Below are 14,339 nucleotides of genomic sequence, written 5' to 3'. Positions count from 1 at the left end.
CGGCGGTCCCGTTCCTGCCCCGCCCCGGTCAGGGCAGCCGGGCCCCCGGCAGGTCGGCGGGCACGAGCAGTTGGAGCTCCTCGGTGGACGGATCCGCGAGCTGGGCGACCCGCATGGCGTGCCGTTCCACCATGGTCTCGAAGACCTGTCGGGCGGTGCGCCCGTTGCCGAAGTTGGGGCCGCGCTCCAGGGTGCCGAAGTGCTGGAGCAGCGCGCCCTCGGTGGCCTCGGCCAGCGCGTACTCGTGTTCGGCGCACTGCGCGCGGGCGATCTCCAGCAGCTCGTCCGCGGTGTAGTCGGGAAAGGTGACGGTGCGGGAGAAGCGGGAGGACACACCGGGGTTGGCGGAGAGGAAGCGTTCCATCTCGACGGTGTAACCGGCCACGATGACCACCACTTCGTCCCGGTGGTCCTCCATCAGTTTGACCAGGGTGTCGATCGCCTCGCGGCCGAAGTCCCGGGCGCCGTCCTCGGGTGCCAGCGCGTACGCCTCGTCGATGAAGAGCACCCCGCCGCGCGCCCGGTCGAAGGCGGCCGCGGTGCGGATCGCGGTGGATCCGATGTGCTCGCCGACCAGGTCGACCCGGGCCACCTCGACCAGGTGTCCGCGCTGGAGCACTCCGAGCGAGGCCAGGATCTCGCCGTAGAGCCGGGCCACCGTGGTCTTTCCGGTGCCGGGGGCGCCGGTGAAGACGAGGTGGCGGCGGAGCGAGGGGGCCTTCAGCCCGGCCTGCCGGCGGCGGCGCCCGACCGCGATCAGGTCGATCAGGGTCCGGACCTCCTGCTTGACGGTGGCCAGGCCCACCAGCGCGTCGAGTTCGGCCAGCGCCTCGTCGGCGGGTCGGCAGTCCGGGATCGGCCCGATCGCCGAGGGTGCGGTCAACGCCGGTGCCGTGGTGGTCAGTTGGGCGGCCCGGGCGGACCGGGGGGCCGGCAGGTCGGCCGCGGGGGCGGCCGGGACGACGTCGTCCGAGGTGCAGGCCTCCACCACCGGGCCGGGCTCGGAGAACTCGAAGCCGGCCCGTTCGTTCTGCTCGGCCCGGCAGCGGGTCAGGACGGTCCGGCAGCCGTCGATGATGTGGAAGCCGAAGCCCTTGCCGTGCGAGACCCGGCAGTCCTCGAAGGTGCCCCGGCCCTGGGCCGAGACGTAGACGCCGGCGTCCGAGCTGGCCCGGACGGTGCAGTCGCGCAGGACGGGGTCGGCGCCCTTGGTGACGATCACGCCGGTGGCGACGTCGGAGATCTCGCAGTCGGTGAGCAGCCCGCCGCTGCCGTGGTCGCGGAACCAGAGCCCGGTGCCCGCCTCCTGGACCCGGCAGCCGCTCAGCGTCACCCCGGCGCCGCCGCTGACCGAGACGGCCGAACTGCGGATCCGGCTGAACGAACAGCCCTCGGCGGTGGCGGCGGAGTCGCGGTCCAGCACGAAGAGCGCGTCCGGCAGGTCGTGCAGCGAGCAGTCGGTGAGGGTGAGCCGGGCGCCGTCGCTGACCCACAGCGCCGGGTACTCGCCGGTCGAGCTGTGGATCTCGCAGGACTCGGCGGTGGCCTCGGTGCCCTGGTCCCAGACCGAGAGCGCGCCGCGCCCGAAGTCCCGCACGGTGCTGTTGGCCAGGGTGAGCCGGGCCCGGCCGCGCAGGTCGGCGCCGTTCTCCGGCAGGTCGTGCACCCGGCAGCCGGTCAGGACGAGTTCGGCCTCGCCGTCCAGGGTGATCCCGTTGCCGGTGACCCGGTGGATGTCGCAGTCGACCAGCCGCCCGCCGGCATGGGCCTCGGCCTGGACGCCGCTGCCGCGGATCTCGTAGATCTCGCAGCCGGTCAGCTCGGCGGCGCTGCCCGGGTCGGTGAGGAGCACCCCGGCGCCGGTCGCGTGGTGGACCCGGCAGCGTTCCAGCGCGGCGGTGGCGCCGCCGAGCACGGCCAGCCCGGCCTGTCCGGCGGCGGCGACCTCGCAGTCCTCGAAGGCCGCGGCGGTGCCCTCGCCGCGCAGCCGCAGGCCCAGCCCGGTGGGGTTGCTGACCACGCACCCGCGCAGGGTGGGCCGGGCCCCGTCGGTGACCTCGATCCCGGTGGCCGAGCGGGTTTCCACCCGGCAGCCGCTGAGCGCGGGCGTCGCCTCCGGGCCGGTGACCAGCACGGCCGGGAGGGAGCTGTCGCTGCCCTCGATCACCAGGTCGCGGACGGTGGCGGCGGCCGTGACGGTCAGCGGTACCCCGCTCGGCGGGTCGATCCGGACCGTGCCGGGGCCCTGCGCCGGGATGACCGTGACCGGTTTGTCCAGGACCAGGTTCTCCCGGAAGGTGCCCGGCCGGACGGTCACGGTGTCACCCGGTTCGGCGGCCGCGAGGGCTTCCGCGAGGGTGTCGTACTCACCGGCGCGGCGACGCCAGCGGGATGCGCTGTCCTGGGTGACTCGGACCCTGTGCTCAGCCATGACGGTCTGTCGTCCCCACCTTCGTCGAGCCGGCGATCAACGGGCCGTACGCGCGGGGTGCGCGGGCGGCCCGCCCACCGTAGCGCGCTCGCGCGGGTGGTCCGGCCGCCGCCCGTCGGGCCCGGCCGGGGACCGTTTCGTGTTCACCACATGTTTCAACGAGCGCGCACAGTTCGGGTTCCGAACGCGGCGCCGCACTCGCCTGCCGGGACAGCGCCGTACGCGCTGGTGGACACGGCGGCGCAGGTGGCGACGGCCGCGGCACCCGACGCACCCGAGGAGGTCGGATCCCTGCGGCGGCCGCCCCGGACCAGGCCTGCCGAGCGCCCAGGAGCGGTCGGTGGAGGCGACGACGGTCCGCGTACCGACGGCCCGCCGGCGACAGCGGCAGGGGGGCGCCCACCGTACGCGGGCGCCCCCGGCTCACACCCGCTCGTCCGCCGGCCAGTGCGCGCCGCCCTCCAGCACCTCGACCTCGTCGCCGAGGCGGAGCGTGCCGAGCACGTCGCCCTCGACACCGGCCGGGCGCTCGGGGATCAGGTTCTGCCCGAACGCCGCCTTCTTCAGCAGCCGGTGGTGCCGGGCCAGCGTGCGCAGCGGTTCGGGGCCGCGCCGTTCGCCGCTCTCCTGGTCGGTGGTGGTGACCACGCAGCGCCCGCAGGGCTTGACCACCCTGAAGGTCAGCTCGCCGATCCGGATCCGGCGCCAGCCGTCCTCGGCCCACGGCTCGCTGCCGGAGACGATCACGTTGGGGCGGAACCGGTCCATCGGGAGCGTCTCGTGGCTCTCGGGGTGCTCCTGCGCGATCAGGGCGTTGAGCCGGTCCAGCGAGGCGGTGGTGGTGAGCAGCAGCGGGAAGCCGTCGGCCATCGAGACGGTGTCGCCGGGCGCGCCGAAGGACGGGTCGACCGGGCGCGCCCGGGGGTCGTCCAGGTGCACCAGCCGGTAGTCGCCCACGTGCTCGGCGATCCAGAGCTGGGCCTCCTTGACGGCTTCGGCGGCGTGGAACCGGGTGCCCCAGACCTCGACCTCGGCGAGCTGGTCGCCGACGGCGACGGCGGGGGCCGGGACCTCGATCCGGGAGCCGCCGGGGGCGGTGAGCGCAAGCCCGCCGTCGGCGGTGGGTTCGACGCGGATCTGGCCGAGGGCGGTGCGGTCGCGCTGGCTGACGAAGCGTCCGGTGGCGTCCGCCAGCATCCAGCGCCGGTCACCGGCCAGTCCCCACGGCTCGACCTGGGCGTGCTCGGGGCTCAGGCGGTACATCGACTTGACGGGGTAGACGTGGAGTCCGGTGAGCAGCATGCTTCCATCCTGCCAGCTCTCCGCGGACGACCTGGCCCCCGCCCCGGCTCCGCCGGACCCCGTACGCGCACGGACCGCCCGGCCGCCGTGGGGGTGGCGGTCCGGGCGGTCCGTGGATGACCCGTTTCTCCGTACGCCCGGCGCGGGATGGCGTCGGGGTGGTGCTCAGGTGCTGTGGGTGGGGCCGGGTGGGGCCGGCCCGGAGGTGTCGGTCAGTAGCCCTGCCCCTGCGGCTGGTAGCCCTGCTGGAACTGGCCGGGCTCGCCGTACGGGCCCGGGCGCTGCGGCTGCATCGGGCGGATCGGCGCGACCGGGGCGACGGCCGGGCGCAGCTGGGCGCCGCCGAAGCCCTGCTCGCCGCCGTGGCCCTGGAAGCCGGAACCGGCCTGGCCCGGGCCGCCGAAGGACTGCTGGCCGCCGAAGCTCTGCGGACCGCCGTGCTGCTGGCCGGCGGCGTTCGGCTGGCCGCCGAAGGAGCCGGGGGTGCCCAGCGGCTGCGCGCCGAAGGTCTGCTGGCCGCCTTGGCCGGCGCCGACGAAGGTGTTCTGGCCGCCAAAGCTCTGGCCGCCGGAGGGCTGGTAGCCGCCGCCGGTGGCCTGCGAGAAGCCGGGGGCGGGAGCCTGCGGCCGCTGCCCGGACAGGTACGGCTGGGGGCCGCCGTAGCCGGGGGCGGGAGGCTGCGGCGCGGCAGCGTACGCCGGCGCGGGCTGCGCCGGGATGTACGCCGTGGAGGGGCCGGCGGAGGGAGCGCTGCTCGGGCCGGGGCCCAGGGCGAGGCGCGCGGGCGGCAGCGCGGGGAGGTTGCTGCCGGGGGTGTCGTACCCGGGCGCGTACCGGTTCTCGTAGGACGGGCCGAGGCCGGATCCGTAACCGGACGAGAGAGCCGGCGGCAGGGCGGCCGGCACGTTGATGGGTGCGATCTGCGGAACACCGCGCTCTGCGACGAGGCTGTCGTAGATGGGCGTGCCGGAGGAGAAGGACGGAGGGGGGTAGCCGACTCCGTCGTAGGAGCGGGGCGAGGTCATGGGGCATACGGTAAGCCCACAATGCGCCTGCTGAGGAGAGTGGGAGGCCGAGCAGTTCGAGTGTTTACACAGTCTTCGCTCGCACAAAAGTTTCGAAAGTATGAAGAACGGACATTCCGGCGGCGACTTCAGGCCAGCGCCGGGCGGGGGTACGCGCTCGAACGGAGCCCGGACTGGGCGGGTGAAGCCCCTTGCGATGACGGGCCGGTGGACGGTTCGGGGACGGCCGAAGAAACTTTTGCCGTCAGGGCGTGCGCTGGCGCATTCGAGCCCCCGCCGACGGAGCGGCGAGGGCTCGTGAATGTTTCGGGGATAAAGTTCCCGTGAGGCTGCTCGGGGCGACAGAACCCGAGGTCAGCGCGCCTGTGCCGGGGTCGGCACGGCCTGCGCCGGGAAGCCCGGGCGACCGGCCACCTCCGAGGTGCAGAACGAGCAGCGTACCGCCGCCACCGGGATCGGGCTCAGGCACTCCGGGCAGTCCGCCTTGGCCACCGGGGCGGGCTTGGCGCCGTCCAGCCTCGACTGCAGTCGGCTGACCGGGACCACCACGATGAAGTAGATCACCGCGGCCACCAGCACGAAGCTGATCAGCGCGTTCACGAAGACGCCGTACGGGAAGTTGGTGCCGGCCACCGCGAAGGTCTTCTGGGTGAAGTCGCCGACGGCGCCGGTCGCGACCCCGATGAGCGGGGTCAGGAAGGCCGTGACGAATCCGGTGACGACAGCGGTGAACGCCGCACCGATGACGATGCCGACCGCGAGGTCCACGACGTTTCCGCGCAGCAGGAAGCTGCGGAATCCCTTGAGCACCGGGTGACTCCAAATCCGTACGGGGGAGGGTGAGATGGGACCGCGGGCCCCGGCCGGACATCCTGCCGACCGGGCGTGCCCGCGGTCCAACCGCGTTCACCCGATCTGCCTAACGGGGCGGGGTCCGGTCAGGCGGCGCGCAGACGCTCCGCGTACGGCTGGATCCGGACCACCGCCCCGGCGATCCGACGCACCGTGGGCGCGTCCATCTGGGTCCAGAGCGGCACCGTCAGCACCGAGTCCGCCAGCCGGTCGGTCAGCGGGAGCGACTCGGCCTGGCCGAGGTGGGCGTACGCCCGCTGGCGCTGCACCGGCGGGTGGAAGTAGCGACGCGAGTCGATGCCCTCCGCCCGCAGTGCGTCCGCGAGTTGGCGAGCGGTGAGCCCGAAGGCCGCGGCATCCAGGATGAGCGTGAGGTCCTTGAAGGTGGAGACGTCGCCCTCCTCCGGCAGGGCCAGGCGCAGCCCCGGCAGCCCGGCGGTCGCGGCGGCGAACTCGGCGACGAGTGTGCCCCGCCGGGCCACCCTTTCGGGCAGGCCGCCCAGCCAGTTGAGACCGACGGCGGCGTGCAGCTCGCTCATTCGGGCATTCAGACCGGGGAAGAGTGTGTCGTAGTCGCCCGGGTTGCCGTAGTCGCGGGCGGTGCGCAACCGTGCCGCGAGGGCGGCGTCCCGGGTGGCGACCAGGCCGCCCTCGCCGGCCACCGCGACCTTGGTGGGGCTCATCGAGAACACCTCGGCGTAGCCGAAGTTGCCGATCGGCACGCCGCGCCGGCTGCTGCCGAACCCGTGCGCCGAGTCGTACACCAGGGGGACGCCGGCCGCGTCTGCGACCTCCTGGAGGCGCTCCACCTGGCAGGGCGTGCCGTACACATGAGTGGCCATCAGCGCGGCCGGGCGGTCGGCGGCGGCGAGCCGGGCGGCGGCGTCCTCCGGGTCCAGGGTGATGTCCTGCTCGCGGGCCTCGGCGAACACCGGGGTGCCGCCGGCCCAGTGCGCGGCGTGGGCGGTGGCGGAGAAGGTGAAACCGGGCATCACCACCGGCCGGCCGTCGGCGACGCCGGCCGCCTGGAGCACCAGCATCAGGCCGGCGGTGCAGTTGGAGACGGCCACCACGTGCGGCACGTCCAGCAGCTTGGCGGCGGTCTCCTCCAGCTCGGCGACGGTCCGGCCGTTGGTCAGCTGCCCGCTGTCCAGTACGGTGCCGAGCCGCTCCAGCAGGGCGGCGCGGTCGGGGACCTGGACGCGGGTGAGCGGCAGGCCCTCCGGGAAGGCGGGCGTGCCGCCGAGGGCGGCGGGCAGGGCAAGGGTGTCGGTGGTCATGGCGTGGTGGATCCCCCCTGGGTCGGTGACTGGGTCGGTGACTGCGTCGGCGACTGGACCGGTGACCGGGCCGGTGACCGGGCCGGTGACCGGGCCGGTGACTGTGCCGGTGACCGGACGGGCGACCGGATCGGTGACGCTCCGTCGGATCCCGGCCCGCCGGTGCGGACGGGGTGGGCTTCGGGCGGCCGCCGGCGCCCGCCCCACTGGCCCGGCGCGACCCGCCAGACCGGCGGCGGCCGGCGCTCGGGGGCCCCTCGGGCGGTGGAGGCGGCCGGGACGACCAGCAGGACCAGGACCAGGGGCAGGACCTGGACGCGCTCGCGCGACAGGATGCCCATGTTGTTGATGGTCGAGAAGGCCCAGCAGAACAGCAGGGTGTAGACGGCGGTGAAGGCGAGGTACGAGCGCTGCACGAACAGCCGGGGCAGCCGGGTCAGCCGCGGCCAGCTGCGGATGAACATCACCAGCAGCGCGAAGCACTCCACCGACTGGATCAGGTTCTGGATGTTGGACGCCTCGAACGGGAACGGCCGGAAGAGCACGCTGACCACGGCGACCGGCAGCCCCGCCGGATTCAGGCTGAACTTGGGCGCGGCGTCCTCGGGGGCGGTCGCGCTGATCATCGAGTTGCCCTGGCTGGTGCGCCGCGAGGTCTCCGAGAGCACCTGGTTGACGGCGTCCCCGCCGGTGCCGTCGGTGCCGAAGAAGGTGGAGACCTGTTGGAGCATCAGCACCGCCATCGCGCCCAGCACCACCGCGGTCAGGATGGTCCGCAGCGGCCCGAGCGCGCTGGCCTGCTGCGGGCGCTTGCGCAGCACGTAGGCGACCATCAGCCCGGCCCCGGCGAGCGCGGTGACGTGCGGGCGGACCATCGCGGTGCCGAGCGAGCCGAGCGCGATGCAGGCGAAGGCGCCGAACCGGCGGTCCAGCAGCCGGGCGGTGCCGTAGGTGGTCAGGCCCAGGCAGAACATCATCCAGGCGTCCTTGCCGATGCTGGACGGCCAGAACAGCAGCGAGGGCAGGAAGAAGACCAGCTTGGCGTACTTGCGGGTGTCCGCCTCGGGGAAGGCGATCTGCAGGGCCCGCCAGAACAGCAGCAGGCCCCAGAAGCCCAGCCAGGAGAAGACCAGGAAGCCGCCGATCAGCGACGGACCGGTGATCGCGTAGACCACACCGGTCACGATGATGACGAAGCCGGTGCCGGCGACCTTCATCCCGAGGTCGTAGTGGACGCCGGCGAGGAGGTCGGCCTGGTCCAGGTAGGCGGCGAGCTCGGCGCCCTTCTGGTGGTACATCTTGGCGTCGGCCGCCCCGCCGTACAGCACGAAGGCCATCAGGTAGCGGGGGAAGGCGCAGAGCAGCTTGGCGGTCATGGCCAGCATCAGCAGGCGGAACACGTCCCGCTCGGGGTTGGCGGCGGCGATCCGGGCCAGGAGCGGGGTGCCGACGGCCATCAGCACCGGCAGGATCAGCAGCGCGCCCCAGGTGTCGTACGAGGTGTGCACCATGGCGACGACGAAGAGTGTGACGTAGCCCGTCACCAGCGTGGCGGCGACGGCGGACGGCCAGGGAACCCGGTCCCGGAGGGCCGCGACGGCGGACGGCCGCGCCGGCGCACGGCTCCGTGCGGCCCGGGCCGGAGCCGACCGGGCCATCAGAAGACCTCCAGGTCGCCGAGGGTGAACCGCCAGTCGGACAGTGCCAGTTCGGTCCGGCCCGCCGGGGTGCGGGCGGCCAGTGTCAGCCCGGTGCGGGGGGCCCGCAGATAGCCGGCGCGCAGCGCCGCGGCGGCGGCCTCGGTGCCGGGGGAGAGGTGGGTCGCGACGTGGTCGCAGCCGGACTCGCGGGCGGCGGCGCGCAGCAGCCGGGCCGCGCTGTCCCGGTCGCCGGGGCGGACCAGCACGTCGGCGAGGGTGAACTCGGCGAGCGGGCCGCGCCGGCGTGGCCGGCCGATGGCCAGACCGGTCAGCTCGCCGCCCCGGTGGCAGGTGAGGACCCGGTAGTCCAGGCCGGGGGCCTCGCCGTAGCGCCAGCGCAGGAACTCCGGGGTGCGCAGGACGGCCAGCCGTGGATCGGCCCGGTCGGCGGCGGCCCGCTCGCGCAGCAGCTCGGCTACAGGGCCGTCGGTCGTCGGGCCGGCCGTGCCGGTCGAGCCGTCGATCAAGCTGTTCGAGCCGTTCGGGGCCCCGGTCGGGTCGTCGGTCGGGCCGGCGTCCGCCGGTTGGTCGGCGAACCACGACCGGGCGGTCGGCAGCTCGCAGACCGGTGGTGCGGCCGCGCCGGCCGGGGTGCGGGCCAACGCCGCCCGCACCCCGCGGGCGAAGGCGGCAGGGCGGACCGGGCGCAGTGCCACCGGCACCCGGCCGAGCTCCTGCCACCCCATCTTCCGGTACCCGGGCAGGCTGTTGCCGTTGGGCGTGTTGAACACCAACTCGGCCTGACCGGAGATCTGTTCGAGTAGGTCCAGGGTGAGTCGGCGGAAGATCCCGCGGCCCTGGAAGTCCGGGTGGGTGGCGGTGTCCACCGGCCGGACGGCGGTGACGGTGCGGCCGGTGAGGCCCTCGTGCCACTGCCAGCGCAGGAAGAGCCGCACGCCCGCGAGCCGCCCGTCCGGGGTCTCGGCGACCAGGCCGGGGCTGGCGCCGAAGGGCCCCAGACGGTGCTTCCAGGTGAAGAAGTCGGCGGTGCGGGTGCCGGTCGGGCCGCCGGCCAGGGAGGCGGTCAGCAGGTCGAGCACCGCCGGGAGGTCGGCCTCCGCGAGCGGGCGGAAGGTCAGCTCGGCAGGGGCGGGCAGGGCACTCACGTCCGGACTCGCTCTCCGTTCGGTGATAGGAGCCTTCGGGGGATCGACGGGGGTGTCGACACGGCGCCTCAGCGCCGCAGGACCTGCTCGTACACCGCCTCGACGGCCCGTTGGGCGCCCGCGACGTCGAAGCGGGCGGCGCGCTCCCGGGCCGCCGCGCCGAGGCGCTCGCGCAGCTCCCGGTCGTCGGCCAGCCGGCCGAGGGCGGCGGCCAGGGCGGCCGGATCGCCCGGCTCCACCAGGAGGCCCTGGTCGCCGTCGTCCAGCACCTCCGGCATGCCGCCCACCCGGGTGACGACGGCCGGCAGACCGCTGGTCATCGCCTCCATCAGGGCGACCGGCAGGCCCTCCTGGCGGGAGCTCAGGGTGAAGACGTCCAGGCCGGGCAGCAGCGCCGGGACGTCCGGGCGCGAGCCGGCGAACAGGACGCTGTCGGTCACGCCCAACTCGTCCGCGTGGGCGCGCAGTCGGCTCTCCAGCGGTCCGGCGCCGATCAGCACCAGCCGGGCCCGCGGGTGGTGCGGGCGCAGCCGGGCGTGGGCGGCGAGCAGCGTGGCCTGGTCCTTCTTCGGTGTCAGGTTGCCGACGGTGCCGACCACGAACGCGTCATGCGGCAGCCCGAGTTCGGCCCGGGCGGCGGCCCGGGCTTCCGGCCCCTGCGGGGCGCCGGCCAGGTCCGGCCCGTGGTGCACCACGTGCACCCAGGCGCCGGGGCGGCGGCGGGCGGCCGGGATGGTCCGCTCGACGGCGTGCGAGACCGCGACCACCGCGTCGTTGCGCCGGTACGTCAGCGCGTTGGCCCAGCGGGTGGCCGGGCGGTAGCGGTCCCAGACGTTGTGCTCGGTGTGGACCAGCCGTGGCGATCCCGCGCCGCCGAGCCCGTACGAGAGCAGCCGGGCGGCGGTGGCCGGAACGGGCATGTGGGTGTGCACCAGGCCGTAGCGACGCTCGGCGAGCAGCCGGCGCAGGCGCAGCGGCCAGCGCGGGTCGGCCCGGCCGGGAGTGCCCGGCGCGCCGCCCAGGCAGTGCACCCGCACCCCGGCCTCGGTGAGCGCCGGGGCGAGCGCGTCCTTCCAGGGCAGCACGTACGCGACCTCGACCTCGTAGCGTGAACCGTCCACGTGGCGGGCGCAGTTGAGCAGCAGCTGTTCGGCGCCCCCGCGGCCGAGGCCCTTGGCCAGCCAGAGCACCCGGGTACGCCCGGTCATCGCTCCTCCGCCTCGCGCAGCAGGGCGGCTCCGGTCGGGTCGCCGTCGGCCGCGCCGGCATCGGGGCCGTGGCCGTGGCCGTGGAGGCCCGGTCCGGCGGCGCCGGTGCCGTTGCGCCCCGGGGCGAGGGCGTCGCGCCGGGCCCAGCTCGGCGCTGTCCGCTCCGCGCCCCGCTCGGTGCCCCGGTCCGGGGACGGGGGCGGGGACGGCGACAGGGGTGCGGCCGCGCGCGGCAGGGCCGCCCGGCCGCCCGGTGCCGCCGGACCGCCGCCCGCCGTGGAGCGCCGTCGCCGCCCGGCCGGTCCGAAGCTGGCGAGCAGCGCCACCCCGGCCACCGGCACGCCGGTCCGGGAGAGCAACTCGGCCACCCGGTCGGCCTGTTCGGGGGTCACATTGCCGCTGCGCACGGTGACCAGCACCGCGTCGGCGTGCTGGACGAGGTCGTACGCGTCGTTGGCGTGCAGCAGCGGCGAGGTGTCCACCAGGATGACGTCGGCGTACCGGCGGGCCCGGCGCAGGACTTCGGCGGCGCGCAGCACCAGCGCGGCCGGGTAGGCGGTGGTGTTGCCGCCGGTGATCAGCGAGACGCCCGCGACGTTGGTCGGCCGGATCAGCTCGTCCAGCTCGCCGAGCTGCTCGCCGCTGAGCAGTTCGGCCATCCCGGGGCCGCCGCCCACGCCGAGGTGGGCGTGCAGCTGCGGGTGGCGGAAGTCGCAGTCCAGGACGAGGACTTCGCGCCCGGTCTCGGCGAGCGCGGCGGCCAGGTTGGCGACGGTGGTGGTCCGCCCGTCACCGCTGCTGCCGGAAGCGACCAGGACCACCGGTGCCGGATCGGCGAGTCGGCGCGGGGCGAGCTCCGCGCGCTCCCATTCGGTGCGGCCGGCGGCCGAGCGCCCGAGCGCGTCCGGACCGGTGAGCAGCAGCGTGGAGCGCAGCGACCGGTACGCCTCGGCGGCCGGGTCCGAGGGGCGGGCGCGGACCAGCGGCTCCCGCAACCGCCGCAGCCGGCGCGAGAGTTGCGGCACCTCGCCGATCACCGGCAGGTTGAACCCCTCCTCGACGGCGTTGCGGGTGCGCAGCCGGGTGTCCATCCGGCTGAGCATCAGCGCGGCGACGACGCCGAGGCCGAGCCCGAGCGCGACCGCCAGGCCCAGCCGCACGCTCCGGCTGGGGGAGGAGAGGAGGTTGCCGGCGCTCTGCCGGGCGTCGATGCTGCCCCATTGCTGGATGGCGTCGGTCTGGGCGCCGTTCTGCAGCTTGCTGATCGCGGTGAGCGTCGCGGTCAGCGAGGTGGACGCGGCGGTCAGTTTGGGCTGGAGCTTGGGCTGGTCGCCGGCCGAGGAACGGTTGAACTGCTGCTGGATGTCGTCGAGCTGCTTCTGCTGGGCGTCCGCCTGGGCCTGCAGCTTCTTGACGGTCTCGGCGGCGCTCTTGGCGGACTCGTCGCTGAAACCCTTGATGATCGCGGCCGAGTAGGCGGCCGCCAGGTCGGAGCAGGACTGCTGGGTCGGCCCGGTGGTGGCGATCGAGAGCATCTGGGCGCTGTCGGCCGTCACGGTCCGGCGGGCGATCACCGCCGCCGCGTCGGCGATGCCGAGTTGCCGGGCCGCCGCCGTCGCGACGTCCGAGCCCTGCGCGTAGGAGAGCACCTGGTCGGCCCGCACGGTGTCGCCGGCCCCCGCGACCGGCGTGATGGCGACCTTGCACTTCCATTTGGCGTTGTCCACCGTGTCACCGGTGGGGGTCAGCAGCCAGCCGACGACGAGTGCGGCGAGCGTGCAGCCGACGAGCAGCCGCCAGTACCGCCGCAGGACGGTGAAGTGGTTTGCCGGTTCCACCGGTCGGATCCCCTCGCGTTCGTGGTGCGGTGGTGCTGTTGGGCTCCCGTCGGGAGCGCGGCGGTCCGGGTGCTGCTGTCTGTCCCGCGCCGCGCTCTCGGCCCGGTGGAATCCCTCGCCCGATGTCGCAACTCGCCCCCCTGACGACTCGCTTCCCCGCGGCGGGGCGGCGCCGGCCGGGGTGCAACGGCCCGGCCACGCCCGCGCACCGGCCCCCGCCCGCCGGTCTCCCTGCGATGCTTGCCGAGCCGCGACGTGCGGCGCAACCGCTTTGGCGATACTGGGCCCGCCCGGTGACCGGGAGTCGGCCGTGAGCGGTCGGATCCCGTCAGATCGTCCTCAGCCGCAGCGAGCGTTCGTAGAACTCGACCATCTGGGCCGACACCTGATGCAGGGTGAACGAGGTCAGGAACCGCGCCCGCGCGGCCTTCGCCCGCACCCGGGCCGACGCCCGGTCCTCCAGGGTGTCGACGAGGGCCGTCGCCAACGCGCCCGGCTGCTCCGCCGGCACCAGCCGGGCGTAGTCCTCCGAACCCACCGTCTCGCGCAGTGCCGGGACGTCCGCGCAGACCAGCGGCACGCCGACACCCATCGCCTCCATCGCCGCGCTGCCCAGCCCCTCCCAGCGGGACGGCACGGCGAACGCGTCGGACGCGGCCATCAGGTCGAAGACGTCGCCGCGCGGCCCGAGGAAGCGCACGCTGCCCGTCGCCCCGGCGAGCGCCGTCAGCCGGTCCGTCTCGGTGCCCTCGCTGCCGGCCAGCAGCAGGACCGCGTCCGGCTCGGCCCGCAGGACCGCCGGCCACGCCTCCAGCAGCACGTCCAGGCCCTTCTGGTACTGCTGGCGAGCCGCCGCGAGCACCACCGGCGCGTCCTGCGGCAGGCCCAGCGCGGCCCGGACGGCGGCCCGGCGCTCCGGGGTGACGACGCCCAGCAGCTCCGGGTCGCGCCCGCGCGGCACCACGTCGATCCGCTCCCGCGGCACCCGCAGCCGCTGCGCCATCGCGCCGGCGACGTGCCGGGTCAGCGCGTGGAACCGGCGGGTGCCCTGGGCGGTCGCGGCGTCCACCGCCTGCGCGGCCCGCACCTTCCAGGGGCTGAGGCCGCGCGCGTTGAGGTGCTCGGGCCCGTACGCCGAGTTGACCAGACTGGAGACCACCGGCGTACGGGCCGACAGCGCGGCCGCCCGGCCGAGCACGTCCGACTCGTACAGGGTGGTGTGGACGAGATCCGGGCGGCGCTCGCGGACCAGCCTGCGCAGCGCGGTGACGGTCCGCCCCCGGGTGGCCCGGCCGACCCCGAACACGTCGGCACCGGCTTCGGTCAGCTCCGGCTGGAAGCCGCCGGGCGAGTCCTTGAGGTACGCGACGTCCAGCTTCACCCCGGCCCGCACCAGTTGGGGGGCCATCGCCACCAGACCCTGCTCGGCCCCGCCGACCCGGCTCACGCTGTCGATCACATAGAGCACATGCACAGGCCAACCCCCGCCCTCCTGGGCGCGGCCGGTCTCCCATGACGGCCGGCACCCTGACTGCCGATCAGCATCGCAGGTGGCGGCGCCCGACCGCCAGGTATTCGGCCAGGAGCCCTCCCGCCG

General features: G+C 74.9%; 10 protein-coding genes. All 10 read right to left on the bottom strand.

The window, feature by feature from the left end; all coding sequences use genetic code 11:
* Positions 1 to 28: 28 nt before the first annotated feature.
* Entirely contained in the window at positions 29 to 2,431 is a 2,403-nt protein-coding gene (locus tag ACFVYI_RS32310) for a right-handed parallel beta-helix repeat-containing protein (RefSeq protein WP_387892166.1), read from the bottom strand.
* A 423-nt stretch (positions 2,432 to 2,854) separates the two neighbouring features.
* Entirely contained in the window at positions 2,855 to 3,733 is an 879-nt protein-coding gene (locus ACFVYI_RS32305) for an MOSC domain-containing protein (RefSeq protein WP_387892164.1), read from the bottom strand.
* Between the two features lie 212 nt (positions 3,734 to 3,945).
* Entirely contained in the window at positions 3,946 to 4,758 is an 813-nt protein-coding gene (locus ACFVYI_RS32300; protein ID WP_387892162.1) for a DUF6643 family protein, read from the bottom strand.
* 354 nt (positions 4,759 to 5,112) lie between these two features.
* Positions 5,113 to 5,568 (bottom strand): large conductance mechanosensitive channel protein MscL, encoded by a 456-nt coding sequence (gene mscL / locus ACFVYI_RS32295; protein ID WP_387892160.1) that lies wholly within the window; start codon positions 5,566 to 5,568, stop codon positions 5,113 to 5,115.
* 128 nt (positions 5,569 to 5,696) lie between these two features.
* Entirely contained in the window at positions 5,697 to 6,890 is a 1,194-nt protein-coding gene (locus tag ACFVYI_RS32290) for a DegT/DnrJ/EryC1/StrS family aminotransferase (protein ID WP_387892159.1), read from the bottom strand.
* A complete protein-coding gene (locus tag ACFVYI_RS32285; protein ID WP_387892157.1) occupies positions 6,887 to 8,548 on the bottom strand; it encodes a hypothetical protein in 1,662 nt (553 codons plus the stop codon). The genes ACFVYI_RS32290 and ACFVYI_RS32285 overlap by 4 nt, the downstream gene beginning before the upstream one ends.
* Entirely contained in the window at positions 8,548 to 9,696 is a 1,149-nt protein-coding gene (locus ACFVYI_RS32280; protein ID WP_387892155.1) for a GNAT family N-acetyltransferase, read from the bottom strand. The genes ACFVYI_RS32285 and ACFVYI_RS32280 overlap by 1 nt, the downstream gene beginning before the upstream one ends.
* 68 nt (positions 9,697 to 9,764) lie before the next feature.
* Positions 9,765 to 10,904 (bottom strand): glycosyltransferase, encoded by a 1,140-nt coding sequence (locus ACFVYI_RS32275; protein ID WP_387892153.1) that lies wholly within the window; start codon positions 10,902 to 10,904, stop codon positions 9,765 to 9,767.
* The gene (locus ACFVYI_RS32270; RefSeq protein WP_387892151.1) at positions 10,901 to 12,742 is read right to left on the bottom strand and encodes a CpsD/CapB family tyrosine-protein kinase; all 1,842 of its coding nucleotides are present in this window, start codon (positions 12,740 to 12,742) and stop codon (positions 10,901 to 10,903) included. The genes ACFVYI_RS32275 and ACFVYI_RS32270 overlap by 4 nt, the downstream gene beginning before the upstream one ends.
* 328 nt (positions 12,743 to 13,070) lie before the next feature.
* The gene (locus ACFVYI_RS32265; RefSeq protein WP_387892149.1) at positions 13,071 to 14,210 is read right to left on the bottom strand and encodes a glycosyltransferase family 4 protein; all 1,140 of its coding nucleotides are present in this window, start codon (positions 14,208 to 14,210) and stop codon (positions 13,071 to 13,073) included.
* Positions 14,211 to 14,339 lie beyond the last annotated feature (129 nt).

Origin of the sequence: Kitasatospora sp. NPDC058218 (assembly GCF_042882445.1) — a bacterium.
Taxonomy (GTDB): domain Bacteria; phylum Actinomycetota; class Actinomycetes; order Streptomycetales; family Streptomycetaceae; genus Kitasatospora.
Note: the sequence above shows the minus strand (reverse complement) of the source record. Positions and strands in the feature narration are given on the sequence as shown.